Source organism: Dyadobacter sp. 22481, assembly GCF_052044875.1.
GTDB lineage: Bacteria > Bacteroidota > Bacteroidia > Cytophagales > Spirosomataceae > Dyadobacter > Dyadobacter endophyticus.
This window is the reverse complement of sequence record NZ_JBQENV010000001.1, coordinates 1,156,317-1,180,720: the sequence shown is the minus strand read 5'-3', so window position 1 is coordinate 1,180,720 and position 24,404 is coordinate 1,156,317. Positions and strand designations below refer to the sequence as shown.

Genomic DNA, 24,404 nt, shown 5'->3' with positions numbered 1-24,404 from the left:
TGTACCACCAGTAACTATCTGCTTAACTGCTTAACGGGAGGTGCAAACTTAGTCAGATCAATGCCCACCACAGCTGCTTTGTATTCCTCCACATTAGGAATCCGTCCAAGGATAGCAGAAAGTACAACCACCGGTGTGGAAGCAAGCAAGGACTCTCCTTTTTTACGGTCTGAATCCTCCACGACTCTACCCTGGAAAAGACGGGTTGAAGTCGCCAGAACGGTATCACCTTTGGCCGCTTTTTCCTGGTTACCCATGCAAAGGTTACAGCCAGGACGTTCCAGATACATCATATTTTCGTATTCAGTCCGTGCCGCGACTTTCGGGGCATTGTCGTCGAACTCGAAACCAGAATATTTTTGCAATACATCCCAATCACCTTCTTTCTTCAACTCTTCGATGATGTTATACGTAGGCGCAGCCACCACGAGCGGTGCGTGGAATTCAACCTTACCTTGCTGCTCTTCCAGGTTCTTAAGCATCTGGGAGACGATTTTCAAGTCGCCCTTATGAACCATGCAGGAGCCGACAAAACCAAGATCTACCTTTTTATCTTCGCCATAGTAGGACAGCGGACGAATGGTATCGTGCGTGTAACGCTTTGAAACCTCTTTATTATTCACATCCGGATCTGCAATCATAGGCTCTACAATCACATCAAGGTCAATAACAACCTCGGCGTAATATTTGGCATTCGCATCCGGGGTCAGCGCTGGCTTTTCACCTGATTTAATCTCCGCGATCCGCTTATCCGCCTTATTGATCAATCCCTGAAGAACCTGCTTGTGGTTTTCCATGCCTTTATCGATCATGATCTGGATCCTGTTTTTCGCAATTTCCAGTGACTCGATCAGCGTGTCATCCTCAGAAATACAAATTGAAGCCTTAGCCTTCATTTCGGCAGTCCAGTCTGTAAAAGTGAATGCCTGGTCGGCAGGAAGCGTTCCGAGATGAACTTCGATGATCCTGCCCTGGAATACATTCTCTCCGCCGAACTTCTGCAACATCTGAGCTTGTGTGGCATGCACCACATCACGGAAATCCATGTGCTCCTTCATGTCGCCCTTGAAAGTCACTTTCACCGATTCAGGAATCGGCATGGATGCTTCACCCGTAGCCAATGCGAGCGCAACGGTTCCTGAGTCGGCGCCAAATGCAACACCTTTAGACATTCTTGTGTGAGAGTCGCCACCGATGATGATCGCCCACTCGTCCACGGTAATGTCGTTAAGCACCTTGTGAATTACATCGGTCATCGAGTGATATTCCCCTTTTGGGTCGCGGGCGGTGATCAAACCGAAGTCATTCATAAACTTCATCAGTTTTGGAATGTTAGCCTGAGCCTTTTTATCCCAAACTGACGCCGTATGGCAGCCCGACTGGTATGCGCCGTCAACGATCGGAGAAATAACCGTGGCAGCCATAGATTCCAGCTCCTGCGCGGTCATCAAACCCGTCGTATCCTGCGAACCGACGATATTGACCTCTACACGAACATCTGAACCAGCGTGCAGCACTTTACCCGGCGTAGTACCGACAGCGTTTCTGTTAAAGATCTTTTCGACTGCGGTAAGGCCCTGTCCTTCATTAGAAATCTCTTTTGAGGGAGCAAATACCGGTGTTGGTTCGATACCCAGAATCTTCGCTGCAACCGTCTGAATTTTTTTTCCGAATACGATTGCATACGATCCTCCGGCCCGGATGAATTCCTTTTTCTGAGGTGTAAGTGCCTTCGAAATATCAATCAGTTCCTGATCGCCATGATAGAGCTTCTTCGTTTTTGTATTAATGGTCAGAACGGTGCCCGTGGCAACAGAGTAAACTTCTTCAAGAACAGGGTCACCACTTTCATTGCGGACGACATTACCATTTTCATCGACCTTTTTTACCCAGTTTTTCAGGTCGATACCGATACCACCGGTAACGTCAACCGTTGTGAGGAAAATCGGAGAGATGCCATTTGTACCGCCAACGATCGGGGCGATATTGACAAATGGGATGTATGGGCTTGCTTGTTTACCCGTCCAAAGCGCCACGTTATTAACGCCCGACATTCTGGACGAACCAACGCCCATAGTCCCCTTCTCAGCGATCAACATCACGCTCTTGCCAGGATGTTCTTCCTGCAATACCTTGATTTCCTGTTGTGCCTGTGGAGTAATCATGCATTTACCGTGCAATTCACGGTCCGACCGGGAGTGAGCCTGGTTGCCCGGAGAGAGCAAATCAGTCGAAATGTCGCCTTCACCGGCGATGTATGTAACAATATGAATTTCTTCGGGGACTTCCGGCAGCTTGGTAAAAAACTCAGCCCGCGCATAGCTTTCGAGAATATCCCTGGCGATTTCGTTGCCGATTTTGAATGCTTCTTTCAGCCGGTCTGTGTCCGCATCATAAAGGAAAACCTGTGTTTTAAGAACCTCTGCAGCTTGTTTCGCGATAGAGGCTTCGTCACCCAGGGCGAGATCGATTAATACGCCAATGGAAGGGCCGCCTTTCATGTGGGACAGCAACTCAAAAGCAAAAGCTGGTGATATTTCTTCGACTACGGATTCCCCGAGAATGATCTCTTTTAAAAACCTGGCTTTCGCACCGGCAGCACTCGTGGTCCCTGGTAAAGTGTTGTAAATAAAAAATTTAAGAGAGTCTTCCCGGTGCTCGTTTTCTGAATCTTTGATTTGTGCGATGATCTCACCTAGCAATTCGGCACCATCGATCGGCTTCGGGTGAAGCCCCTGGGTTTTTCTTTCTTCAATCTCTTTAATGTAGTCCTGATAGATATTCATGATGAAATCTTTTCTATGTTAAAGGCAATATCTGTTGTCAATAAAACGGGCAAAAGTACGAAATTACGGAATATACGGGGGCATTCCGGCCGATTTTCCCTACTATTTAAAACCAGTATATTCTAGCCGTACATTTAAATAACCTCCACAAAAATATTTTTGTTCTGACAACCTGTATATTGAGGAAATAATTTGAAACGCCCCTTCGGGGAGGCACTGCGGCGGGTTCCGTTTTTCCGCCACCTTTTATCTGCACTTTGATTTTTTCTAGGATTGTGCCCTATATTTGGACATTCAAAGTGCTACCAGGTCCCTTAATTAGAAAGTTATGTCAAAAAATCTGGTGATCGTAGAGTCACCGGCGAAGGCCAAAACCATTGAAAGTTACCTAGGGCAGGATTTCACTGTCAAGTCCAGTTTCGGACATGTCCGTGACCTCCCGGAACACGATATGGGTGTTGATGTTGAGCATGATTTCCAACCCTCCTACGAAATCTCCTCCGATAAAGTCAAAGTCATTTCAGAGCTGAAAAAACTGGCAAAAGATGCCGAAGTATGGCTCGCAACGGATGATGACCGCGAGGGAGAAGCTATTTCCTGGCATTTGAAGGAGGCCCTCGGCCTGCCCGACGATACCAAGCGGATCGTATTTCGTGAGATCACCAAAACCGCTCTTCAGAACGCAATCGCCAAACCGCGGACCATCGATGCAGACCTGGTAGACGCCCAGCAGGCACGCCGTATTCTCGACCGTCTTGTGGGTTACGAACTTTCACCGGTACTTTGGAAAAAGATCCGGATCGGTAAATCGAACCTATCCGCTGGCCGGGTACAATCGGTGGCTGTACGTATAGTAGTAGAGCGCGAGCGGGAGATCGATGCATTTAAAAGTAAAAGCAGCTTTAAAGTAACCGCCCACTTCGACCTGGGTAACGGCAAGGTGCTCAATGCGGAGCTCGCGAAGAACTTCCCTACCGAGCAGGAAGCATTCCAGTTTCTGGAAAAATGCATCGGCGCGGAATTCTCGATCCGCAATCTTGAAGTAAAACCAGCTAAAAAATCACCAGCACCGCCATTTACAACTTCTACATTACAGCAGGAAGCATCCCGTAAGCTGAGCTTTTCGGTAGCGCAGACGATGACCGTCGCGCAGCGATTGTATGAAGCCGGTAAGATTTCCTACATGCGTACCGACTCTACCAACCTGTCGGAAGAAGCGTTGGATAAGTCAAAGCAGCAGATCACGAAAGAATATGGGGATGAATATCACAATCGCCGTATATTCAAAACCAAGTCCGAGTCGGCACAAGAAGCGCACGAAGCTATCCGCCCTACCGATTTCTCTACGCTGGTAGGCAGCAGCGACCGCAACGAGCAGCGCTTGTACGAACTGATCTGGAAACGCGCCATCGCGTCACAAATGTCGGACGCCCAACTGGAACGCACGACGGCGACCATCGGCATTTCGACCACGTCAGAAGAACTCGTGGCCCAAGGTGAAGTGATCAAATTCGAAGGGTTCCTGAAAGTTTACCTCGAATCCAGCGACGACGAGGCGGACGAAGAACAAAAAGGAATGCTTCCCCCGCTGAACATCGGTCAGGTATTGAAACTGACCGATATGAAGGCGACAGAAAGATTTACCCGCAACCCGCCGCGTTATACAGAGGCGAGTTTGGTAAAAAAGCTGGAAGAAATGGGGATTGGGCGGCCGTCAACTTATGCGCCCACGATCTCGACGATCCTGAAACGGGAATATATAGTAAAGGAAGACCGCCAGGGTTTTGAAAGAGAATTCAAAGAAATAACCCTTGCCAATGAGCAGATCAAAAGCAAGGTCAATAAAGAAGTGTACGGTTCGGAAAAAGCCAAACTCTTTCCTACCAGCACCGGAATGGTGGTCAACGACTTCCTCGTAAGCCATTTCCAGGATATTGTCGATTATTCTTTCACCGCTAGCGTTGAAAAGGATTTCGACCACATCGCGGACGGTCAACTCGGCTGGCAGCAGATGATCAAGGACTTTTACACGCCATTCCAGAAGAAAGTGGCCGAAGCACGCGAAGAAGCGATTGATAGGAGCCTTACTTCCCGTGATTTGGGTGAAGATCCGGCGACGGGCAAGAAAGTGTCCGTGAGGATCGGGAAATACGGGCCCTATGTGCAGATCGGCGATGTAGAAGATGAAGAAAAGCCGCGTTTTGCGAGCCTGGCGAAGGGCCAGCTGATGGAAACGATCACGTTAGATGAGGCATTCGAACTATTCAAATTACCGCGTCAGGTTGGTTTCTTCGAGGATAAGGATATGGTCGTGAATGTCGGCAAATTCGGCCCTTATGTGAAGCACGACGGGAAGTACTACTCGCTGGCCAAGACCGACGATCCGATGGCAGTTACGGAGGACCGACTGGTGGAAATCATCGAAGAAAAGCGTTTGCAGGACTCCAACCGCACGATTAAAGAGTTTGCGGAAGATCCTGAGGCGAAGGTTCTCAACGGACGGTACGGACCTTACATTGCTTTTGGAAAGAAAAATGTGAAGATCCCGAAAGGTACCGAGCCGGCTTCGCTGACTTATGACCAGGTATTGAAACTGGCGGCTGAGACGCCGGATAAGCCTGCGGGACGCGGTGGTGCAAGAAAGCCAGCCGCAGCGAAGGCTCCTGCGGCGAAAAAGCCCGCCGCTAAAAAAGCAACGAAAAAAAGTTAGCACACTTAAACACGAAGAAGCCCATGAAAAAACTGGTTGTACTTTCCGGAGCAGGGGTCAGCGCTGAGAGCGGGATCAGTACTTTTCGGGACAATAATGGGCTTTGGGATAATTTCCGGATTGAAGATGTGGCTACGCCGGAGGCCTGGGTCCGGAACCAGGAGTTGGTACTGGATTTTTATAACCAGCGGCGGAAACAGGCGGCCGAAGTGAAACCCAATGCAGCGCATTACGCGCTGGCAGAGCTGGAAAAACACTTCGATGTAACCATCGTGACGCAGAATGTCGATAACCTGCATGAAATTGCAGGCTCTACGAAAGTGATCCATTTGCATGGCGAGCTTTTCAAATCGCGGAGCACGAAAGATCCGAAGCTGGTGTATGAAATGACGGGCTGGGAACTGAAAACGGGCGATTTGTGCGAATTGGGAAGTCAGCTGCGGCCGCATATCGTGTGGTTCGGCGAGGAAGTGCCGATGATGGAAGTAGCGGTGGATGTTACCGAGCAGGCGGACATGTTCCTGGTAATCGGTACTTCGCTGGCAGTTTACCCGGCGGCAGGACTCGTGCATTATGTTCCCATCGGCAAGCGCATTTATATTGTAGACCCGGCCAAGCCGGACATTACATTAAAATCCAATATGATTTTCATTCAGGAAAAGGCAACTACCGGAATGCAAACGTTGATCAAGAAATATTTACTACCTGAATAATAATGCAACTACTCGACGGGAAAGCTATTTCTTCCCAAATAAAATCTGAAATCAAGGCCGAGGTTGAACAATGGGTGGCCAGAGGTGGCAAAAAGCCGCACTTGGCTGCAATCCTCGTGGGACAGGACGGTGCCAGCGAAACTTACGTAGCTTCCAAAATCCGTAGCTGCGAAGAAATCGGCTTTACTTCCACCCTGCTGCGTTTTGACGCCGACACAACCGAGGCACAACTTCTTGAAGCAGTAGAATCCCTGAACAACGATCCCGATGTGGACGGTTTTATCGTTCAGTTACCCCTTCCAAAACACATCTCGGAAAACACGGTAATGGAAGCTGTAAACCCCGCGAAAGACGTGGACGGTTTCCATCCGATCAATGTAGGCAGAATGTGCAAAGGCTTGCCCGCTTACATTTCCGCAACACCATTCGGCATTCTGGAAATGCTGATCCGCGCAGGAATCGAAACGAGCGGCAAGCATTGCGTGGTAATCGGCCGCAGCCAGATCGTGGGCCTACCCATGAGCATCCTCATGCAGCGCAACACCTACCCGGGCAACAGTACTGTGACAATTACGCACAGCAAAACCCAAAACCTGAAAGAGATCTGCCAGTCGGCCGATATCCTGATCGTCGCCTTGGGTCGCCCTGAGTTTGTGAAAGCCGACTATGTGAAAGAGGGTGCCGTAGTGGTCGACGTGGGCATCACCCGCGTGGCCGATGCTACGAAGAAAAGTGGCTTCTCGATCAAAGGCGATGTCGATTTCAATGACGTAGCGCCAAAGGCCGGCTTCATTACGCCGGTGCCGGGCGGTGTGGGGTTAATGACCATTTGCGGACTGCTAACTAATACTTTCAAGGCTGCTAAGAAGGAAATTTATAAGTAAGACGTGGGCCGACGGCCGCAGTAAATGAATCGTTTCCATAAAAGCCGGAACGTCAGGATGTAAGCAAACCCTGAGCTTCCGGCTTTTTTATGTTAAAAACTCAAAAAAAGAAGTAAGAAAGTTGCTGATTTCGTTTTTTACTAAAAGATTTGTCAATTAGTAGGGATTCACGGAAAGGTCATACTTATGAGCATCGTCAGCAACAACATCAAGTATCTAAGAAGGCTGAACGGCCTGACACAGGAACAGTTTGCCCGTAAGATCGCGATCAAAAGGTCGTTACTGGGAGCTTACGAGGAAGCACGGGCCAATCCGAACCTTACTAATCTCAAAAACATGGCGGCCGCATTCGGCGTTAGCGTTGATAATTTGCTAAAAAACGACTTGCGAAGGCTAAGGGAAACACCCGAAATGTCGCTGCCGCTGACCACATCCCGGCAAATGACCGTCTCCCACTCGGGTGCCATGCCCCAACCTACGCCTACACGTACACCCGGGTACACGGAGCCGCAGCCGTTGTCAAAAATCGTCGAAACATACCAGCAGCCTGAACAGCCGCTCCGCCAGGTATCCCGGCAGATCAGCCTCAAACCTGTTAGCGGGGAAATACATCAGTCGACGGCGCCCCAGCCGGGAGCACCCCAGCCAATCCACCAGTTTAATACGTCCGGTCAGCAGGCGGCACATTATCGCGCCCAGCCAGCACCGCAGCAAGAGGTATTCAGGCAGCCGACGTATCAGGAAACATCAGCGCGCCAGCCGGGCACGCCTCCTCAGGCAGCCGATATACCTACATTTAACAATCAGTACCAAACTCCGCAATTCAATGCTGCGGTGGAGCAGCCCGCCCAGCACTACCCTACCATTCAATGGATAGCGCGCGACAAGCAGGCGGAGTACATTGCCAACTTTCAGAATCCGGGCTACTTGAACGGTTTGCCGCTGTTCCAGTTGCCAAACCTGCCTTCGGGCTACTATCGCGCATTTGAAAGCGGCGAAGATTTTATGTACCCGGGCTCCATTCTCGTGGGCACTTTCATCCGTAACTGGTACGATATCAAGGATGGACTGCAATATGTTTTTCTGCTGAGAGGCCACGGCCTGATTTACCGAAATGTATTCAATCAGGTAAAAACAGCGGGTGTGTTGCTGCTCACATCGGACAATCCGTCGATAGAAGAGCTCGAAGTTCCTTTGCAGGATGTGCTGGAAGTGTGGGAAGTGAAGGCTTTCGTGAGCGTGCAGATGCCTGTGCCTCAGCCTTCACTCGAACGGGTGACTCAGCTCGTGGATGAATTGCAAATAGAGCTGAGCCAGTACCGTCAGTAATTACTGTTTCGAAAGCGTATTGAACAATGCCTCTATTTTCGCGAGGTCTTTACTCTTAGAAGTCGTTTCCAAAACGGCTACACCCATTTGATACCACAGGCCGTCTCCGGCAGTGAGGTACTTGCCACGTTTGGTGGGGATGCTTTCAGACGCATTGTCGGCCACGAATTCAGCTTTGTAAACTGTATCCATTATTTTTTGCAACTGATCCCAATGCAGTTTACGCGGCGCGCCCGCATTCTTGCTTAATGTAAATTCTTTTTGACCGAACGACGCTTTCAGGTCGATGGTCAGTTTGCTGTCATTATCGATATCGACGTAAGTCAACTCGAAAGGCTTTTCACGGCCGGCGGTTTCGAAGATCGCCTGCATCATCTCCTGCAAAAAGTACGACCACCGTTCCTTATCGACCGGGTAAATGGTTACGCGTTTGTCGTTTTCGTCGAGTTCTATTTCGATAAAGTCTTCGTATTCACTTTCCTCGCGCTTACGAATGGTTTTAGAGCTCTCAAAAATCTCCCTAAACTCGCTGATCCAAACTGCTGGCAAAGTGCCTTTCCATCTGTAATCGTCGTCTTTGGTAAAACCTTCGTCATATATTTCGTCGTCGGTCAGTTCTATGCGGTCGTTGTATACAATATCGAAATCTATAAGCAATTCCTCCGCCGACTGAATGTCCAGTTTCAACGTGTAAAAGTGGGCAAAAGGGGCCGGAACTACCGGAGCTGTCTGATAGCGAACAATATAATGACCCGGTATTTGAAGATTTTTATCCATTCGGAGATTTTAAAAGCTGTTGAAATGTTGCGCGTTTATCGATCTTGTCGGTTGCTGTTTTGGCAAACGCTTTTGCAAAGTAAATATGTTTCGGGTTTTCATAGGCCGAAACGCGTCTTCTAATTTCTGCCGACAGTTGCTCCGCGCGCTCCTTAGCCAATGCATTCTCGACGACCAACACCAGTTTTTGCCCCAATTTTTCATCCGGCTCCCACCAGCAAAAGAACGCATTTGGAATAGCCAAATCATGAAAAATAGTTGCAATCCGTTGATCCATCTGGTCCAGCACTATCTTCACACCACCTGAATTGATGACATTATCCGCCCGTCCGATCCACTCAAACGTGTTACCGCTGATTTGCACCAGATCATTAGTCTGAACCTTCTGATAATTGGTTACGGCGCCGGAAACAAAGAGGCACCCGCGTTCGTCCGTTCCAAATTCAATACCCGGCAGAAACATAAATGAGTCGCTTGCCTGTTCCCCATTCAATGCTTTCAAGGCTACATGCGAAACGGTTTCGGTCATGCCATAGCTTTGGAAAACAGGGACATCCAGCGCTTTGATTTGCGCTGCTAATGGCAAACCGACCGGGGCGCCGCCAAGCAGTATTTTACCCAACTTACTAACCTGATTATGCGTAGCCGTATTAGCAAGAATAGCCTGTAGTTGCATCGGTACCATTGCCACAAAGTCAAAATGCGCGTGATCGAGTCCGGCAATGGGGTTTGAAGTCGGTTCGGTAATTGCCAGTTCCCAATCCAGCTCCAATCCGCGGACGAGCATCATCAGTCCCGCAATGTAACCCACGTTCAGGCATACGAGTGCGCGCGTACCGCTCCCGAGCGAGAGCGCTTTGCCGGTCATAGCCGCACTTGCCCGCAGCTGCGTGCGTGTGATGGTAATGGGCTTGGGCATACCCGTAGAGCCGGAGGTATGGAGCACAAATTCCTGGCTACCTTCCAACCACTGTTCCATAAAGTCGTAGGCTTGTGCGAAATAGGGATTTCGCGGCCTTTTCTGCGTTTGCCAAAGCATTTTGCCTGTTGTCCAGATCATCGCTGCCGTTTCGGTGGATTTGCTCGATTACCGACGTCTTTACCGGTTTTTAATGCGGTGGAAAGTTATTCATTTGTTTTTGAAGGTAATCTAAACAATGAGTAATTTCGCGCATTCAGCCAATGCCGGAAGTAGCTTCTCGAAGCCTGTATGATACCCGCATTGCATTCATTTCAATTTTACCATGTGATTTTATGTCCAGTACAGTTCAATGGGAAACCATTAAAGAATACCAAGAAATTCTCTTTACACTTCACGAAGGAATTGCCAAAATCAGCATTAACCGCCCGCATAAGCATAACGCATTTACCCCGCTTACGGTAACCGAGATGATCGACGCGATGCATATCTGTCGCGAAGATCCGCGGATCGACGTCATTATCCTCACCGGCGAGGGTGGAAAAGCATTCTGTTCCGGCGGCGACCAGTCGGTACGCGGCCACGGCGGCTACATCGGCGACGACCATGTACCTCGCTTGAATGTGCTCGACCTGCAAAAAATGATCCGTTCCATTCCAAAGGCGGTGATCGCGATGGTAGCGGGTTGGGCAATCGGCGGCGGCCACGTCCTGCATGTCATTTGTGATCTTTCGATCGCTGCCGATAATGCACGTTTCGGACAGACAGGCCCGAAAGTCGGCAGCTTCGACGGCGGGTTCGGCGCCTCTTACCTGGCACGCGTGGTGGGCCAGAAAAAGGCACGTGAAATATGGTTCCTCTGCGACCAGTACGATGCCGACGAAGCACTGCAAATGGGGCTCGTGAACAAGGTCGTTCCTTTGGAGCAGCTGGAATCTGTGACTTTGGAATGGGCAAAAAAGATCCAGGAAAAGAGCCCCCTCTCGATCCGTATGCTCAAAAGCGCATTCAATGCAGAGCTCGACGGGCAGGCCGGTATCCAGGAACTCGCGGGCAATGCAACGCTGCTTTATTACCTCAGCGAAGAAGCGAAGGAAGGCCAGCGCTCGTTTTTGGAGAAAAGAAAGCCCGATTTTACCAAATTCACCAAATTCCCTTGATTTAATCCCGAAAGATTAACACTTTAACTCTAATCATTACAAATACTCACCGAATGAACTATTGGCTTGTAAAATCAGAACCATTTAAATACTCCTGGGACCATCTAATTGCCGAAGGTGAGGGCATGTGGGACGGCGTCCGAAACTACGCGGCACGCAACAACCTGATGGCGATGAAAGTGGATGATCTTGTGCTGTTTTACCACAGCAACGAGGGAAAGGAGGTCGTGGGACTGGCCAAGGTTTCGAAGGAACATTACCCCGACCCGACGACCGACGAAGCCGGATGGGTGGTGGTGAACCTCGTTCCCGTCGAGAAATTTCCGAATACCGTTACACTCGCGCAAATCAAGAAAGACGAGCTGTTGAAACAGATGGACCTCGTCCGTTTGTCGAGGCTGTCGGTAGTACCCGTTAAACGCGAAGAATTCGACCACATCGTTGCCCTGGCACATGACAAAAAATAAGCGATCCGTCTTTCGGCTGGCCTTACCGTTACTCTTCCTGGCCTTGCTCAGCACGCAGCTAGTCGCGCAGGGAGTAAAACGGATTGAACTTCCATTGCCCGGCAACACGGCCTATCAGGCTGTTCCACTTGGCAAACAGGGCGTATTGCTCATTTCCAAGCCCGACAAAGGCACGTTCAACGTCCAGAAATTCGATACGAACCTCGAACGGGTGTGGTCCATCGACGGCCCGATCGAATCGAACCTCGATTATATCGCTTCCTCCTACGACGGGCAGGCCGTTTTCCTGCTTTTCAGCAAATACCGGAGTTCATTGTACCAGATTGTGAAGGTTAATGTCGGTCCGGGTTTCGTGGAGACATTTACAATCAATACAGTAGACCGCTTTGAGATTACGGATTTCAAAACGCTGGGTTATTCGGTGTTTATGGCCGGGATGGTCCGCAACGAGCCGGTTTTGATCTACACCCAGCTTACCACGCAGCAAACAAGGGTGTTACCTTCGGCCATTAAAGGATCTAACGCCATTCAGACCGTCGAAGTGGACACTGCCCAACATTTGGTGAACGTTTGTTTTGCCGTTAAAAAAGGTCGCCAGACCAAGATCGTGGCGCGTTCGTATGAAGAGACCGGAGAGCTGTATACACAGGTAAGTGTCGATCCGGAAGACGATTTCTCGCTTCTGAGCGGCCGTTTGCAGGTTTTGAACGACTCCGTACGCATTGTCATCGGCACTTATGGCTATCGCAATATGCAAAGCAGCACCATAGCGGCTTCGCAGGGTTTGTATATCAGCAAAATCATCGGCGACGAAACGGTTTTTACCAAATACCACAGCTTTACCGATTTCAAGAACTTCTTCAACTTCATGAGCGAACGCCAGCAGGAGAAGATAGAGAAGCGCATCCGCAAGAAAAAAGAAAGCGGCGACGACCTGAAACTGAACTATCGCCTTATGGTGCATGATATTGTTCCCAAAGCGTCCAATTTCCTGCTCGTCGCCGAGGTTTTCTATCCCGAATACCGCTATCAGAACCCGAGTATGATGGGCGGATTCGGCTATGGATATGGAAGCTACGGATACCCGCTTGGAATGGGGCTGTACAATCCTTACCTCTGGAACCCAATGTATGGTGGCCGTGGATACAACCAGCAGGTGTTCGACGGCTTCACGTACACGCATGCGGTTGTTGCGGATGTGGACCAGAACGGTAACCTGCTTTGGGACAACAGCATTAGTTTCGACAATGTAAAAAGCATGGAATTGAAGGAAAAGATCAAGGTCCAATCCTTTTCCAACGGCAATTCCAAATTGATTTACAGCCATAATGGCGCCATCCGCAGCAAGATCATCAAAGGCAACCAGGTAATCGACAGCGACCGCGTGATCCCGAACGAAACCTATGTTGAAGGCGATAAAGTGCGGAAAACGAGTACCGACGACATCGACTACTGGTACGACAACTTCTACCTCGCCTGGGGCGAACAGCGCATTGTAAATGCCGCCGGCGACGCGAACACCCGCGGACGGCGGAATGTGTTTTATTTAAATAAGATTGCTTATTGACCATGGACCGCAGACCATAGGCCATGGTACTTTACAGTAGAACCCTACCCTGGTCCACGGTCGATCGACTATGGTCAAAAAATTTAAACCACCACCACATTGATACTACTTTCACCAGACCAACATACCGACTACCAACTGATCGACAGCGGCGGATTTGAGAAACTCGAAAAATTCGGGCCGTATGTTCTTTCTCGTCCCGAGCCGCAGGCGATTTGGGATAAAACTCTTTCCGAAGCGGAATGGGAGCAGCGTTCGAATGCAGTTTTTAAAAAGGACAAAAATTCGCAGGAAAAAGGCCAGTGGGTTACCAAGGGCGATATGCCCGATAAATGGGTATTTCAATACCGTACCAAAGAGCTGCATTTGCGTACGAAGCTTGCATTATCGTCATTCAAGCACGTGGGCGTGTTTCCCGAGCAGGCTACCAACTGGGATTTCATCGCCCGGACTTTGAAGCAAATGCCCGAGGAAAAGCCTTCGGTATTGAATCTCTTTGCCTACACCGGCATTGCCTCGCTGGCAGCCAAGGCTGCCGGGGCGGATGTAACGCACGTGGATTCGGTGAAGCAGGTGATCAGCTGGTCGCGGGAGAATATGGATCTGAGCGGGCTGAGTAATATCCGCTGGGTAGTGGAAGACGCATTGAAGTTCGTGCAGCGCGAGGTCCGCCGAGGTAACAAGTATAATGGCCTCATCCTCGATCCTCCTGCGTATGGGCGCGGGCCAGACGGCGAAAAGTGGCTGCTCGAAGAAAGTTTGAATGAACTGCTCAGGCTGTGTGCGTTGTTATTGAAGGAAAAAAACTTCTTTTTTATCATTAACCTGTATTCGCTCGGCTTTTCGGCGTTGATCGTCGAAAACCTGATTAAGGCGCATTTCGGAACAGAAATCAAGCACGAGTTCGGCGAACTATTTATCCCCGATTCGTTTGGCAAAAAACTTCCATTGGGTGTGTTTTCGCGTTTTTCAGACCAGAATGTTTAGTGGCGAATGAAGTCTGACAATCTGAAATATTTATCATTTGCATTCCTCATTGCATTGGGAGGGCTGGAACAGTCCTGCCAGAGCGATGCGCGCACGTCTACGCGCATTCCACCCGTGATCAAAAAAGGGAAGGCACAATGGCAGAACGATGCATTATTGTCATTAACTGACCTAATCAACCGGGGGATCGATTCGGATGTGAATTATTTCAAAAGGGCACGCATTTACTTCGAACGCGAACAATATTCCGAAGCGCTGGACGACATCAACGAGTCGATTTACGAGCAGGATAACGTAAGTGAATATTTCCTTTTGCGCGGGAAGATCTACCGCGAACTGGGCAGGATCGATAATGCATTGGAAGATGCGCAACGTGCCGAAGCATTGCAGCAAAGCAGTCCCGAACTGTATGTGCTGCTTGCGGATATTTTGCAGGCCAAAAACCGTTTCGGAGAGGCCGCCGCTTATCTGAATCAAGCCTTGAAAATGGCGCCTTACGATGGTTCGGCATATTATGTCAAAGGAATGTTGCAGGCGCGGCAAGGCGATTCCCTGGCCAGCTTATCGAGCCTGAACTATGCGATGAACGTCAATCCGAGGTTGCTGCGTGCTTATGAGCAGGGGACGGCGATCAATCTCAAATTGAAGAACACGGCCGAAGCGCTGGCGATCAACGAAAGAGCATTGAAACGCTTTCCCGAGCGCGCTACCCTGTTTTTCGGGAGAGGAGAAATCTTGAATGCGCTGGCAAAACCCGATACCGCATTGATCTTTTACCAAAAAGCCGTTGCTATCCAGCCGGATTATGAAGAAGCATTGAACCAGCTTGCGACCGTTGCCATGCAGCTCCGCGCCTACCCGGCGGCGATCCCGGCATTGAAAACGCTTTTGAAAAAGAAATCGCAATCGAAGGAGATCAACAACATGCTGGGCTATGCTTATGAAAAGAGCGGTGAGCTGGATCTGGCCAAGACCTATTATACTACTGCCCTGACGATCGCCCCAGGCGACCAGGACGCGCGCTACGGCATGTACCGCATCCGGAAAATCGAGTCGGAAGGACTTTACCCCTCCTACTATCCTGAGGAAAATACCAACCAGGGATACAAATTACTGGATACGGCGCGGGTTAAAATCAATATTATCCAACCGCGCGGTACCACAAATATCCGCGTGGACTCTTCACGCAAAGCTAAAATTGAATAGCTTTGTATTTTGCGGCCTCCCCGCATTGCCATTGAACCATAGTCACAGAATTATTTTTTGAATGAAAGACGAGTCTCAAGTAAAAATTACCCTGCCCGATGGTAGCGAACGTTTTTACCCAAAAGGGGTAACCGCTCTCGAAATCGCGCTCAGTATCAGTGAAGGGCTTGCACGGAATGTGATAGCCGCCAAAGTGAATAACGAAGTCTGGGACCCTACGCGCCAGATCACGGAGGATTCCCTGGTGAAACTACTGACGTGGAATGACGAGGACGGCAAAGCTACATTCTGGCACTCTTCGGCCCACTTACTGGCCGAAGCATTGGAAGCGCTCTACCCGGGAATTAAGTTCGGTACGGGACCTTCTATCGAAAAGGGCTTTTACTATGATGTAGACTTGGGCGGGCAGACCATTTCGCAGGAAGATTTCCCGAAAATCGAAGCGAAAATGCTCGAACTGGCCCGTCAGAAAAACGAATATATCCGCAAGCCGATCAGCAAGGCCGATGCTTTGGAATACTTTACCAAAAAGGGTGACGAGTACAAGCTGGAATTGATCGACGGGCTGGAAGACGGTTCTATTACATTGTACGAGCAAGGCGGTTTCACCGACCTTTGCCGTGGGCCGCATATCCCGAACACCGGTTTTATCAAAGCCGCAAAACTGACCAACATCGCAGGTGCATATTGGCGTAACAAGCAGGAAAACAAAATGTTGACCCGCATTTACGGCATTACGTTTCCAAAGCAAAAAGAGCTGGAAGAATATGTGACCCTGATGGAAGAAGCTAAAAAGCGTGACCACCGCCGCCTCGGCAAAGAGTTGGAGCTTTTTGCTTTCTCTGAAAAAGTTGGACAAGGTTTGCCGCTGTGGTTGCCCAAAGGTGCCATGCTTCGCGAGCGCTTGCAGGCGTTCCTGAGCAAAGCGCAGTCTCGCGCCGGTTATGTACCTGTAATTACGCCGCATATCGGTAGCAAGGATTTGTACGTGACCTCGGGCCACTGGGATAAATATGGTAAGGACTCGTTTCAACCCATTAAAACCCCGAACCTCGATGAAGAGTACATGCTCAAACCGATGAACTGCCCGCATCACTGCGAGATTTATAAAACTTCTCCCCGCTCCTACAAGGATCTGCCATTGAGGTTCTCGGAGTTCGGTACGGTTTACCGTTACGAGCAAAGCGGCGAGTTGCACGGGCTCACACGCGTACGCGGGTTTACACAGGACGATGCGCACATTTTCTGCCGTCCCGATCAGGTGAAGGAAGAATTCATCCGTGTGATCGACCTCGTATTGTATGTATTCAAATCCCTTGGGTTCGATGATTACAGTGCGCAAATTTCGCTCCGCGACCCTAATAATAAGGAGAAATACATTGGCCGGGACGAAGACTGGGAGAAAGCGGAAAGCGCGATCATCGAAGCGGCAGCGGAACGCGGCCTAAGCACGGTTACAGAACTGGGCGAAGCTGCATTCTACGGCCCGAAACTCGATTTCATGGTCCGCGACGCTTTGGGACGCAAATGGCAGCTTGGTACCATCCAGGTAGATTACCAGCTCCCACAGCGTTTCCAATTGGAATATACCGGCTCCGACAACCAGAAACACCGCCCGGTAATGATCCACCGTGCGCCATTCGGTTCAATGGAGCGTTTTACCGCGATTTTGATCGAAAATACCGCGGGCCAGTTTCCGCTGTGGTTGTCGCCTGACCAGATCGCCATCCTGCCGATCTCGGAGAAATTCGCAGATTACGCAGAAGACGTGTTCTTTCAGTTGCAGGACCATGACATCCGTGGGTTCGTGGATCACCGTGACGAGAAGATCGGACGCAAGATCCGTGATGCGGAAGTTACCAAAGTGCCATTCATGCTTATCGTGGGCGAGAAGGAAGCAGCAGAAGGAAAGCTTTCCGTTCGCCGCAAAGGCGAGGGTGATTTAGGAAGTATGACGATCGAAGAATTCACTGCCTTTTTCAAAAAGGAAGCCGCCATTGCTTGATGTTTTTGTAAGATTTTAGTATTATTCCAGCAATAAGGCACTATTTTTGTGGACCTAGTGTTAATTTTTTCGATTTCCACCAAAAACAAAAAAACACCAATACAAATTATATGGCATTAAGACCCCCTAGTGGACGGATGAGGATTCCCGAAGAACCTTACAAAATTAACGAACGAATTACAGCAAAAGAAGTACGATTGGTCGGTGAAAACATTGAACCGGGCATCGTGGATATCAATACAGCCCGCGCACTAGCAAAGGCACAATCACTTGACCTCGTGGAGATTGCACCAACCGCAGTTCCTCCTGTTTGTAAAGTGGTTGACTACTCGAAGTTCAAATACGAGCAAAAGAAGAAACAAAAGGAAATTAAAGCGAAGGCCCAGAAAGTGGTTATCAAGGAGATCCGTTTCGGCCCGAACACGGACGACCATGACTTCGATTTTAAATTGAAGCATGCCACTAACTTCCTCAAAGAAGGATCAAAAGTAAAAGCATACGTGCATTTCGTAGGACGTACGATCGTTTTCAAGGAGCGCGGTGTAAACCTTTTGAAGAAATTTTCCGAAGCATTGTCTGACTACGGCAAACTGGAAATGGAGCCTAAGCTGGAAGGAAAACGAATGACAATCATCCTCGCGCCTGCTCCTGCAAAAAGCAAGTGATACGCTGATTTATAAAGCATATTGATAGAAAATCGTGTTTTCGGCATCATGTCGGGAACACGATTTTTATTTAACACAGATTATGGCTAATTTTGCGCGCTGTTTTATATTTTATCAACTATTAGTTTTTTGAATTATGCCTAAAATGAAAACCATCTCTGGTGCAAAAAAGCGTTTCGCGCTGACAGGCACTGGAAAAGTTAAACGCAAGCACGCTTTTCACAGCCACATCCTGACCAAAAAATCAAACAAGCGCAAGCGTGGTTTGGTTAAGACTGGTCTGATCGATGTGTCTAACGAAAAGCAAGTATTGGCAATGCTTCGGAAGTAATCCGTAAAAAAGCCGATCAGACATTAAAATCTGGTTTTTTGTTCAACCCGATAAAAGGCATTTAAGTCTCAGCAGAGCGCCGATTATCAAAAACAGTTAAATTATGCCACGTTCAGTAAATCACGTTGCGTCACGTGCAAGACGTAAAAAAGTTCTAAAACTCGCGAAAGGCTATTTCGGCCGTCGTAAAAATGTATGGACCGTTGCTAAAAACGCAGTTGACCGCGCTTTGGCTTACGCATACGAAGGCCGTAAACAGAAGAAACGTAATTTCCGCGCACTGTGGATCCAGCGTATCAACGCAGGTACCCGTCAGCATGGATTGTCTTATTCTGCTTTCATCGGCAAACTTAATGCAAAAGGCATCGAGCTCAACAGGAAAGTTCTCGCGGATCTTGCGATGAATCATCCTGACGCATTCAAAGCGATCGTTGATCAAGTAAAATAAAACAGCATCCCGCCTCTCCGGCGGGATTTTTTTTTGCATAAAATTTGGATATTGCAGGCGACAATCAACTCGTACCTCAAAACCAAATAGAAATGCTGGAACAACTTTTCGACCTCGTACAACAGAACTCTCAACAATCGGTTGTAGAAAATCCTGACGTCCCCAACGAACACAATCAGGAAGTCATCAATACACTCACCAGCTCCATCACCGGCGGCTTGCAGGAGCAGGTCCAAAGCGGAAACATCAGCGGGCTTATGGGTCTGTTCGGGGGTGACAGCGGCACTTCGGCGGCTTCGCTTATGAACAATCCCATCGTAGCTTCCATCGCTAGCAATGCGATCGGTGCCATCGTTCAGAAATTCGGATTGAACAGCCAGGTGGCGGGCAGCATCGTGAACTCGGTATTGCCTGGCGTACTGGGCGCAGTGATCGGCCAGTTGAACGGGCAAGGCGGCGCTGCCGGTAATAGTGGTAGTGGCAATGGCTTTGACCTGGGATCGCTCATCCAAATGGGCGGCGGCCTGTTTGGCGGCGGCAACGATCAGCAAGGCAAACCTGCTTCGGGAGGCATTGACCTTGGCGGAATGCTGGGCGGCCTTTTTGGCGGAAAGTAATAACAAAGAATAATAGTAGAATAAAGCACGGGCTTTGAAACGATAGTACATTTGCAAAAAATGATGTACTATCGTAAAAGCCCTTTTTCTTTTTCCTAACTCACCTAACCATGGACTCTAGAAGAGAATTTATCCGGAAAGCCACCATGCTCACCGGAGCAGCCGGATTGTTCGGCGCCCTACCCGCCTCTATTCAAAAAGCTTTGGCCATTAACCCACCGAAGGGCACTACCTGGAAGGATGCGGAGCATGTGGTGATACTGATGCAGGAAAACCGCTCGTTCGACCACTCTTACGGAACGCTCCGTGGCGTGCGCGGTTTCAACGATCCCCGGGCCATAACCCTTCCGAACAAAAACCTCGTTTGGCTCCAAACCAATGCATTCGGAGAAACCTACGCCCCCTTCCGCCTGAACATCAGGGAATCCAAAGCGACCTGGATGGGCTCGCTGCCGCATTCCTGGCCTAACCAGGTGGACGCGCGAAACGGGGGTAAATACGACAAATGGCTCATTGCCAAGCAACCGGGCAATAAGGATTATGCCAAAATGCCTTTGACGCAAGGTTTTTATAACCGTGAAGATATTCCTTTTTACTACGCAATGGCCGACGCGTTCACGGTTTGCGATCAGAATTTCTGCTCTTCGCTGACCGGTACGACGCCCAACCGGCTATACCTCTGGTCGGGAACTGTTCGTGAAAATACCGACCCAAACAAACACTACGCCAATATCCGCAACGAGAACGTGACCGACGACCACGAGGCGTCCTGGACCACATTCCCGGAACGGCTCGAAGACCATGGCGTTTCTTGGAGAATTTACCAGAACGAGCTGAGTATCAATACCGGCTTCACGGGCGAGGAAGATGCGTGGCTCGCCAATTTTACCGACAACCCGATTGAATGGTTTACCCAATACAATATCCGTTACCACACTGGCTATCAGCGGTATTTGAAAGAACGCCAGCAAATGCTACCGGGCGAGATCGAAGAAGCTCAGGCAAAATTGAAATCGCTTTCGGGCAAGGAAGCATCCGATCTTGAAAAAGTATTAAAAGAGAAGCGTGCACTGCTTAAACTGGCGAATGAGGAACTGATCCGTTGGAGCGCTGAAAGGTTTGATAAATTGTCTCAGCGAGAAAAAAACATCCACCAGAAAGCATTCACTATCAATAGGAATGACCCCGATTACCGGAAGGTTACCACGGTAAAATACCACGACGGTGATATTGAACATGAAGCCAAAGCACCAATGGGCGATGTGCTGCACCAGTTTCGTTCGGATGTAAAAACGGGTTCACTGCCAACTGTTTCCTGGCTGGTGGCACCCGAAAACTTCTCCGACCATCCGGGCGCACCCTGGTATGGCGCTTGGTACGTTTCGGAAGTGATCGATATTCTAACCGCCGATCCCGAGGTTTGGAAAAAGACCATTTTCATTCTTTGTTATGATGAAAACGACGGCTATTTCGACCACGTACCGCCATATGTCGTGCCTGATCCGTATAAAGAAGACACCGGTGCTGTTTCGGCCGGCATCGATTGCAAGACGGAATTCGTGACGTTGGAGCAGGATATGACGAAAAAGAAAAAAGAAGAATGCCGCGAAAGCCCGATAGGCCTGGGTTACCGCGTACCCCTGATCGTCGCCTCACCCTGGAACCGGGGTGGCAACGTGTGCTCGGAGGTCTTTGATCATACTTCTATTTTACAGTTCCTGGAAAAATTTGTGAGCCTGAAATCCGGTAAACAGATCAAGGAAACGAATATCACCGAATGGCGACGCACCATTTGCGGCGACCTTACTTCGACCTTTACACCTTATGACGGCCAGGAGATCAAGCTACCTGCATTCCTGGAAAGGGAGGAATTTATGGAAAGCATTTTCAATGCCAAGTTCAGAAAGCTACCAAACGGTTATAAGGCATTATCCAAAAGTGAAATTGACGAGGTGAATAGCAACCCGCTTACCTCCCCTATTCTGCCTAACCAGGAAAAAGGAACGCGGCCTGCATGCGCTATCCCGTATGAATTATATGCCGACGGCGCATTTAACTCTGCCAAAAATGCATTTGAAATTAAGCTGGAAGCCAGAAATGGCATATTTCACGACAAATCTGCCGGTTCGCCATTTATCGTATATGCCCCGGGAAAATACAAAAATGAGGAGGTCAAAGTATGGAATTATGCCGTGAAGCCCGGAGATGCATTAACCGGCTCCTGGAAAATCTCCGATTTTGACAATCAGCATTACCATTTAAAGGTTTACGGTCCGAACGGATTCTTTCGCGAGTACAGCGGTGACAAAGAAAATGGTCTTTTAAAAGTAGAATGCGCCTACCAGCTCGACCGCAGTAAAAAGCCGACGGGGCATATAGAACTGAAAATCAGCAACCTGCATCCGAGCCAGAAAGCCGTCTTGAAAATCACCGACAATGCTTACGGTGCTGCTATTCAAACTATTACACTTGAAAAAGCCTCCGCCGGACTAAAATCGCGCAAAAGTGTTGTGTTGAATCTTACCAAAAGCTTCAACTGGTACGATATCACAGTTGCGATAGAAGGGGTCGAAAATGCTTTCTCGCGTTTTGCAGGGCACGTGGAGACGGGCGCTATCAGCCAAAGCGACCCTTATATGGGGCAAATGATCAGTTGATGTACTACCTATCGTCAGGCCAGCGAATGGCCTGACACTTTGTCATTCCTATTTTAAGTCAACGTTTCTGGTACGGGCTTTTTAGTAAGTAACCCGGTGGCTGACGAAAACGGCCGCCGGCAGATCCAGAATCAAATCATACTTAACTTATAAAATAGAAAAATGGGAAAAATTATTGGCATAGACTTAGGAACAACGAACTCCTGCGTGGCTGTCATGGAGGGTAACGAGCCGGTTGTAATAGCCAACAGCGAAGGTGCCCGCACTACTCCTTCCGTGGTTGCTTTCATGGATAACGGTGAGCGCAAAATCGGAGCACCGGCCAAACGTCAGGCGATTACCAATCCCAAGCATACTATTAGCTCCATCAAAAGATTCATGGGTAAAAAATACGATGACACAACCTCTGAAATGAAGACGGTTGCGTACAGCGTAGAAAAAGGCCCTAATAATACCCCGCGCATTCCTATCGGTGACCGCCTTTACACACCACAGGAAGTTTCTGCATTCATTCTTCAAAAAATGAGACAAACTGCGGAAGACTATCTGGGTCAGGAAGTTACCGAAGCGGTGATCACCGTACCTGCCTATTTCAACGATGCAGAACGCCAGGCTACGAAAGAAGCCGGTCAGATCGCTGGTCTGGATGTAAAGCGTATTATCAACGAACCTACTGCTGCTGCCCTGGCCTACGGCCTTGACAAACAGCATAAGGATATGAAAATCGCCGTGTTCGACTTGGGTGGTGGTACGTTCGACGTATCGATCCTGGAACTGGGTGATGGCGTTTTCGAAGTGAAATCTACCGACGGTGATACCCACCTGGGTGGTGACGACTTCGACCAGGTGATTATCAACTGGCTTGCCGACGAATTCGTGAAAGACGAAGGCGTTGACCTGAGAAAAGATCCTATGGCATTGCAGCGTTTGAAAGAAGCTGCTGAAAAAGCAAAAGTTGAATTGTCGAGCTCGACTCAGACGGAGATCAACTTGCCATATATCTTCCCCGTTGATGGTATTCCAAAGCACTTGGTTCGTACTTTAACACGGGCGAAATTTGAGCAACTCGCTGATTCTCTGTTCCAACGCATGATGGAACCTTGCAAGAGAGCGATGAAAAACGCGAGCTATACCAACAGCGATATCGACGAAGTGATCCTGGTAGGTGGTTCTACCCGTATCCCTCGTGTGCAGGAAGAAGTAGAGAAATTCTTCGGTAGAAAACCGTCGAAAAACGTTAACCCTGACGAAGCTGTGGCCGTTGGTGCTGCAATTCAGGGTGGCGTACTCACAGGCGAAGTGAAAGACGTACTCCTATTGGACGTTATTCCATTGTCACTGGGTATCGAAACTTTGGGCGGTGTGTTCACCAAGTTGATCGAAGCGAACACGACCATTCCTTCTAAGAAAACCGAAACATTCTCGACTGCCGCTGATAATCAGCCTTCTGTGGAAATCCACGTATTGCAAGGTGAGCGTCCGCAAGCATCAAACAACCGTACACTCGGTCGTTTCCACTTGTCCGACATTCCACCGGCACAACGCGGTGTACCTCAGATTGAAGTAACATTCGATGTGGATGCGAACGGTATCCTGCACGTTTCCGCGAAAGACAAAGGAACCGGCAAAGAGCAAAAGATCCGCATAGAAGCTTCCAGCGGTTTGACCGACGAGGAAATCACCAGAATGCGTGAAGAAGCGAAGGCAAACGAAGCTGCTGATAAAGCGGAACGAGAAAAAATCGAAAAAATCAACGGAGCTGATAGCCTGATCTTCTCGACTGAGAAACAGTTGAAAGAATATGGCGACAAACTTTCTGACAATAACAAATCGAATATCGAAGGTGCGTTGGCAGAGTTGAAAACCGCTCACCAGTCTCAGGATCTCGCAGCTATCGACGTTGCATCGGAGAAACTGAATGCGGCGTGGCAAGCTTCGGCTCAGGAAATGTATGCGCAAGGTGGTGAAGGTCAGCCCGGAGGCGCGCAGCCCGGTGCAGGCGGCCCAACCGGAAACCCAGGCGCAGGTGCCGAAAACAACGGTTCAACTGACGACGTGACGGACGTTAATTTCGAAGAAGTCAAATAAGACTAAAAGATGAAAAAATCCCCGTCCGTTAAACAGATGGGGATTTTTTTTACACGCTGTGTTACATTTTGGGGTGACGGGGCGTATA

General features: G+C 49.2%; 19 protein-coding genes. 16 read left to right on the top strand and 3 right to left on the bottom strand.

The annotated features are described in order from the left end of the window. Positions 1–14 precede the first annotated feature (14 nt). Positions 15–2,786: a bifunctional aconitate hydratase 2/2-methylisocitrate dehydratase gene (locus ACTJJJ_RS04495; RefSeq protein WP_188930195.1), complete on the bottom strand. Its 2,772-nt coding sequence runs from the start codon at positions 2,784–2,786 to the stop codon at positions 15–17. Between the two features lie 328 nt (positions 2,787–3,114). On the opposite strand from ACTJJJ_RS04495, the gene topA reads away from it, so the two are divergent. The 4 genes from topA to ACTJJJ_RS04475 all read left to right on the top strand — a co-directional run bounded on the left by topA (position 3,115) and on the right by ACTJJJ_RS04475 (position 8,422). Next, positions 3,115–5,496 carry a type I DNA topoisomerase gene (gene topA, locus ACTJJJ_RS04490; RefSeq protein ID WP_426294625.1) on the top strand — a complete coding sequence of 794 codons (2,382 nt, stop codon included), beginning with the start codon at positions 3,115–3,117 and terminating at the stop codon, positions 5,494–5,496. 23 nt (positions 5,497–5,519) lie between these two features. Next, entirely contained in the window at positions 5,520–6,209 is a 690-nt protein-coding gene (locus ACTJJJ_RS04485; RefSeq protein ID WP_440701570.1) for an SIR2 family NAD-dependent protein deacylase, read from the top strand. 2 nt (positions 6,210–6,211) lie between these two features. Further along, entirely contained in the window at positions 6,212–7,093 is an 882-nt protein-coding gene (locus ACTJJJ_RS04480) for a bifunctional 5,10-methylenetetrahydrofolate dehydrogenase/5,10-methenyltetrahydrofolate cyclohydrolase (protein ID WP_440701569.1), read from the top strand. Between the two features lie 186 nt (positions 7,094–7,279). Then, positions 7,280–8,422 (top strand): helix-turn-helix domain-containing protein, encoded by a 1,143-nt coding sequence (locus ACTJJJ_RS04475; protein WP_440701568.1) that lies wholly within the window; start codon positions 7,280–7,282, stop codon positions 8,420–8,422. Here the strand turns inward: ACTJJJ_RS04475 and ACTJJJ_RS04470 are convergent, their stop codons facing one another. After that, the gene (locus tag ACTJJJ_RS04470; protein ID WP_440701567.1) at positions 8,423–9,199 is read right to left on the bottom strand and encodes a hypothetical protein; all 777 of its coding nucleotides are present in this window, start codon (positions 9,197–9,199) and stop codon (positions 8,423–8,425) included. Further along, entirely contained in the window at positions 9,192–10,259 is a 1,068-nt protein-coding gene (locus tag ACTJJJ_RS04465; RefSeq protein WP_440701566.1) for an AMP-binding protein, read from the bottom strand. Before ACTJJJ_RS04465 ends, ACTJJJ_RS04470 begins: the two co-directional genes overlap by 8 nt. A 194-nt stretch (positions 10,260–10,453) precedes the next feature. On the opposite strand from ACTJJJ_RS04465, the gene menB reads away from it, so the two are divergent. The 12 genes from menB (at position 10,454) to dnaK (ending at position 24,316) form a co-directional block, all read left to right on the top strand. Further along, a complete protein-coding gene (gene menB, locus ACTJJJ_RS04460; protein WP_188930208.1) occupies positions 10,454–11,278 on the top strand; it encodes a 1,4-dihydroxy-2-naphthoyl-CoA synthase in 825 nt (274 codons plus the stop codon). A 53-nt stretch (positions 11,279–11,331) separates the two neighbouring features. Further along, a complete protein-coding gene (locus ACTJJJ_RS04455; protein ID WP_188930210.1) occupies positions 11,332–11,745 on the top strand; it encodes an EVE domain-containing protein in 414 nt (137 codons plus the stop codon). Further along, positions 11,732–13,312 (top strand): hypothetical protein, encoded by a 1,581-nt coding sequence (locus ACTJJJ_RS04450; RefSeq protein WP_188930212.1) that lies wholly within the window; start codon positions 11,732–11,734, stop codon positions 13,310–13,312. The genes ACTJJJ_RS04455 and ACTJJJ_RS04450 overlap by 14 nt, the downstream gene beginning before the upstream one ends. 99 nt (positions 13,313–13,411) lie before the next feature. Beyond that, the gene (locus ACTJJJ_RS04445; RefSeq protein WP_440701565.1) at positions 13,412–14,299 is read left to right on the top strand and encodes a class I SAM-dependent methyltransferase; all 888 of its coding nucleotides are present in this window, start codon (positions 13,412–13,414) and stop codon (positions 14,297–14,299) included. Between the two features lie 6 nt (positions 14,300–14,305). Then, positions 14,306–15,505 carry a tetratricopeptide repeat protein gene (locus ACTJJJ_RS04440; RefSeq protein ID WP_440701564.1) on the top strand — a complete coding sequence of 400 codons (1,200 nt, stop codon included), beginning with the start codon at positions 14,306–14,308 and terminating at the stop codon, positions 15,503–15,505. A gap of 61 nt (positions 15,506–15,566) precedes the next feature. Further along, entirely contained in the window at positions 15,567–17,510 is a 1,944-nt protein-coding gene (thrS, locus tag ACTJJJ_RS04435; protein ID WP_188930218.1) for a threonine--tRNA ligase, read from the top strand. Positions 17,511–17,620: 110 nt separating this feature from the next. Beyond that, positions 17,621–18,175 carry a translation initiation factor IF-3 gene (gene infC / locus ACTJJJ_RS04430; protein ID WP_188930220.1) on the top strand — a complete coding sequence of 185 codons (555 nt, stop codon included), beginning with the start codon at positions 17,621–17,623 and terminating at the stop codon, positions 18,173–18,175. 136 nt (positions 18,176–18,311) lie between these two features. Further along, positions 18,312–18,506, top strand: coding sequence for a 50S ribosomal protein L35 (rpmI, locus tag ACTJJJ_RS04425; protein ID WP_188930223.1), 195 nt, complete (start codon positions 18,312–18,314; stop codon positions 18,504–18,506). Positions 18,507–18,609: 103 nt separating this feature from the next. Then, on the top strand, positions 18,610–18,954 hold the full coding sequence (gene rplT, locus ACTJJJ_RS04420) for a 50S ribosomal protein L20 (RefSeq protein ID WP_188930225.1): 345 nt from the start codon (positions 18,610–18,612) through the stop codon (positions 18,952–18,954). A 92-nt stretch (positions 18,955–19,046) separates the two neighbouring features. Beyond that, entirely contained in the window at positions 19,047–19,571 is a 525-nt protein-coding gene (locus ACTJJJ_RS04415; RefSeq protein WP_426294630.1) for a hypothetical protein, read from the top strand. Positions 19,572–19,681: 110 nt separating this feature from the next. After that, positions 19,682–22,228 carry a phosphocholine-specific phospholipase C gene (locus tag ACTJJJ_RS04410; RefSeq protein ID WP_440701563.1) on the top strand — a complete coding sequence of 849 codons (2,547 nt, stop codon included), beginning with the start codon at positions 19,682–19,684 and terminating at the stop codon, positions 22,226–22,228. A gap of 162 nt (positions 22,229–22,390) precedes the next feature. Beyond that, positions 22,391–24,316, top strand: a complete 1,926-nt coding sequence (gene dnaK, locus ACTJJJ_RS04405; RefSeq protein WP_440701562.1) for a molecular chaperone DnaK — start codon at positions 22,391–22,393, stop codon at positions 24,314–24,316. The last annotated feature ends 88 nt before the right edge of the window (positions 24,317–24,404 follow it).

Bases quoted from the DNA above. Each gene is read 5' to 3' on its own strand.
- ACTJJJ_RS04495 (WP_188930195.1), bottom strand. From the start codon at position 2,786: ATGAATATCTATCAGGACTACATTAAAGAGATTGAAGAAAGAAAAACC.
- topA (WP_426294625.1), top strand. From the start codon at position 3,115: ATGTCAAAAAATCTGGTGATCGTAGAGTCACCGGCGAAGGCCAAAACC.
- ACTJJJ_RS04485 (WP_440701570.1), top strand. From the start codon at position 5,520: ATGAAAAAACTGGTTGTACTTTCCGGAGCAGGGGTCAGCGCTGAGAGC.
- ACTJJJ_RS04480 (WP_440701569.1), top strand. From the start codon at position 6,212: ATGCAACTACTCGACGGGAAAGCTATTTCTTCCCAAATAAAATCTGAA.
- ACTJJJ_RS04475 (WP_440701568.1), top strand. From the start codon at position 7,280: ATGAGCATCGTCAGCAACAACATCAAGTATCTAAGAAGGCTGAACGGC.
- ACTJJJ_RS04470 (WP_440701567.1), bottom strand. From the start codon at position 9,199: ATGGATAAAAATCTTCAAATACCGGGTCATTATATTGTTCGCTATCAG.
- ACTJJJ_RS04465 (WP_440701566.1), bottom strand. From the start codon at position 10,259: ATGATCTGGACAACAGGCAAAATGCTTTGGCAAACGCAGAAAAGGCCG.
- menB (WP_188930208.1), top strand. From the start codon at position 10,454: ATGTCCAGTACAGTTCAATGGGAAACCATTAAAGAATACCAAGAAATT.
- ACTJJJ_RS04455 (WP_188930210.1), top strand. From the start codon at position 11,332: ATGAACTATTGGCTTGTAAAATCAGAACCATTTAAATACTCCTGGGAC.
- ACTJJJ_RS04450 (WP_188930212.1), top strand. From the start codon at position 11,732: ATGACAAAAAATAAGCGATCCGTCTTTCGGCTGGCCTTACCGTTACTC.
- ACTJJJ_RS04440 (WP_440701564.1), top strand. From the start codon at position 14,306: ATGAAGTCTGACAATCTGAAATATTTATCATTTGCATTCCTCATTGCA.
- thrS (WP_188930218.1), top strand. From the start codon at position 15,567: ATGAAAGACGAGTCTCAAGTAAAAATTACCCTGCCCGATGGTAGCGAA.
- infC (WP_188930220.1), top strand. From the start codon at position 17,621: ATGGCATTAAGACCCCCTAGTGGACGGATGAGGATTCCCGAAGAACCT.
- rpmI (WP_188930223.1), top strand. From the start codon at position 18,312: ATGCCTAAAATGAAAACCATCTCTGGTGCAAAAAAGCGTTTCGCGCTG.
- rplT (WP_188930225.1), top strand. From the start codon at position 18,610: ATGCCACGTTCAGTAAATCACGTTGCGTCACGTGCAAGACGTAAAAAA.
- ACTJJJ_RS04415 (WP_426294630.1), top strand. From the start codon at position 19,047: ATGCTGGAACAACTTTTCGACCTCGTACAACAGAACTCTCAACAATCG.
- ACTJJJ_RS04410 (WP_440701563.1), top strand. From the start codon at position 19,682: ATGGACTCTAGAAGAGAATTTATCCGGAAAGCCACCATGCTCACCGGA.
- dnaK (WP_440701562.1), top strand. From the start codon at position 22,391: ATGGGAAAAATTATTGGCATAGACTTAGGAACAACGAACTCCTGCGTG.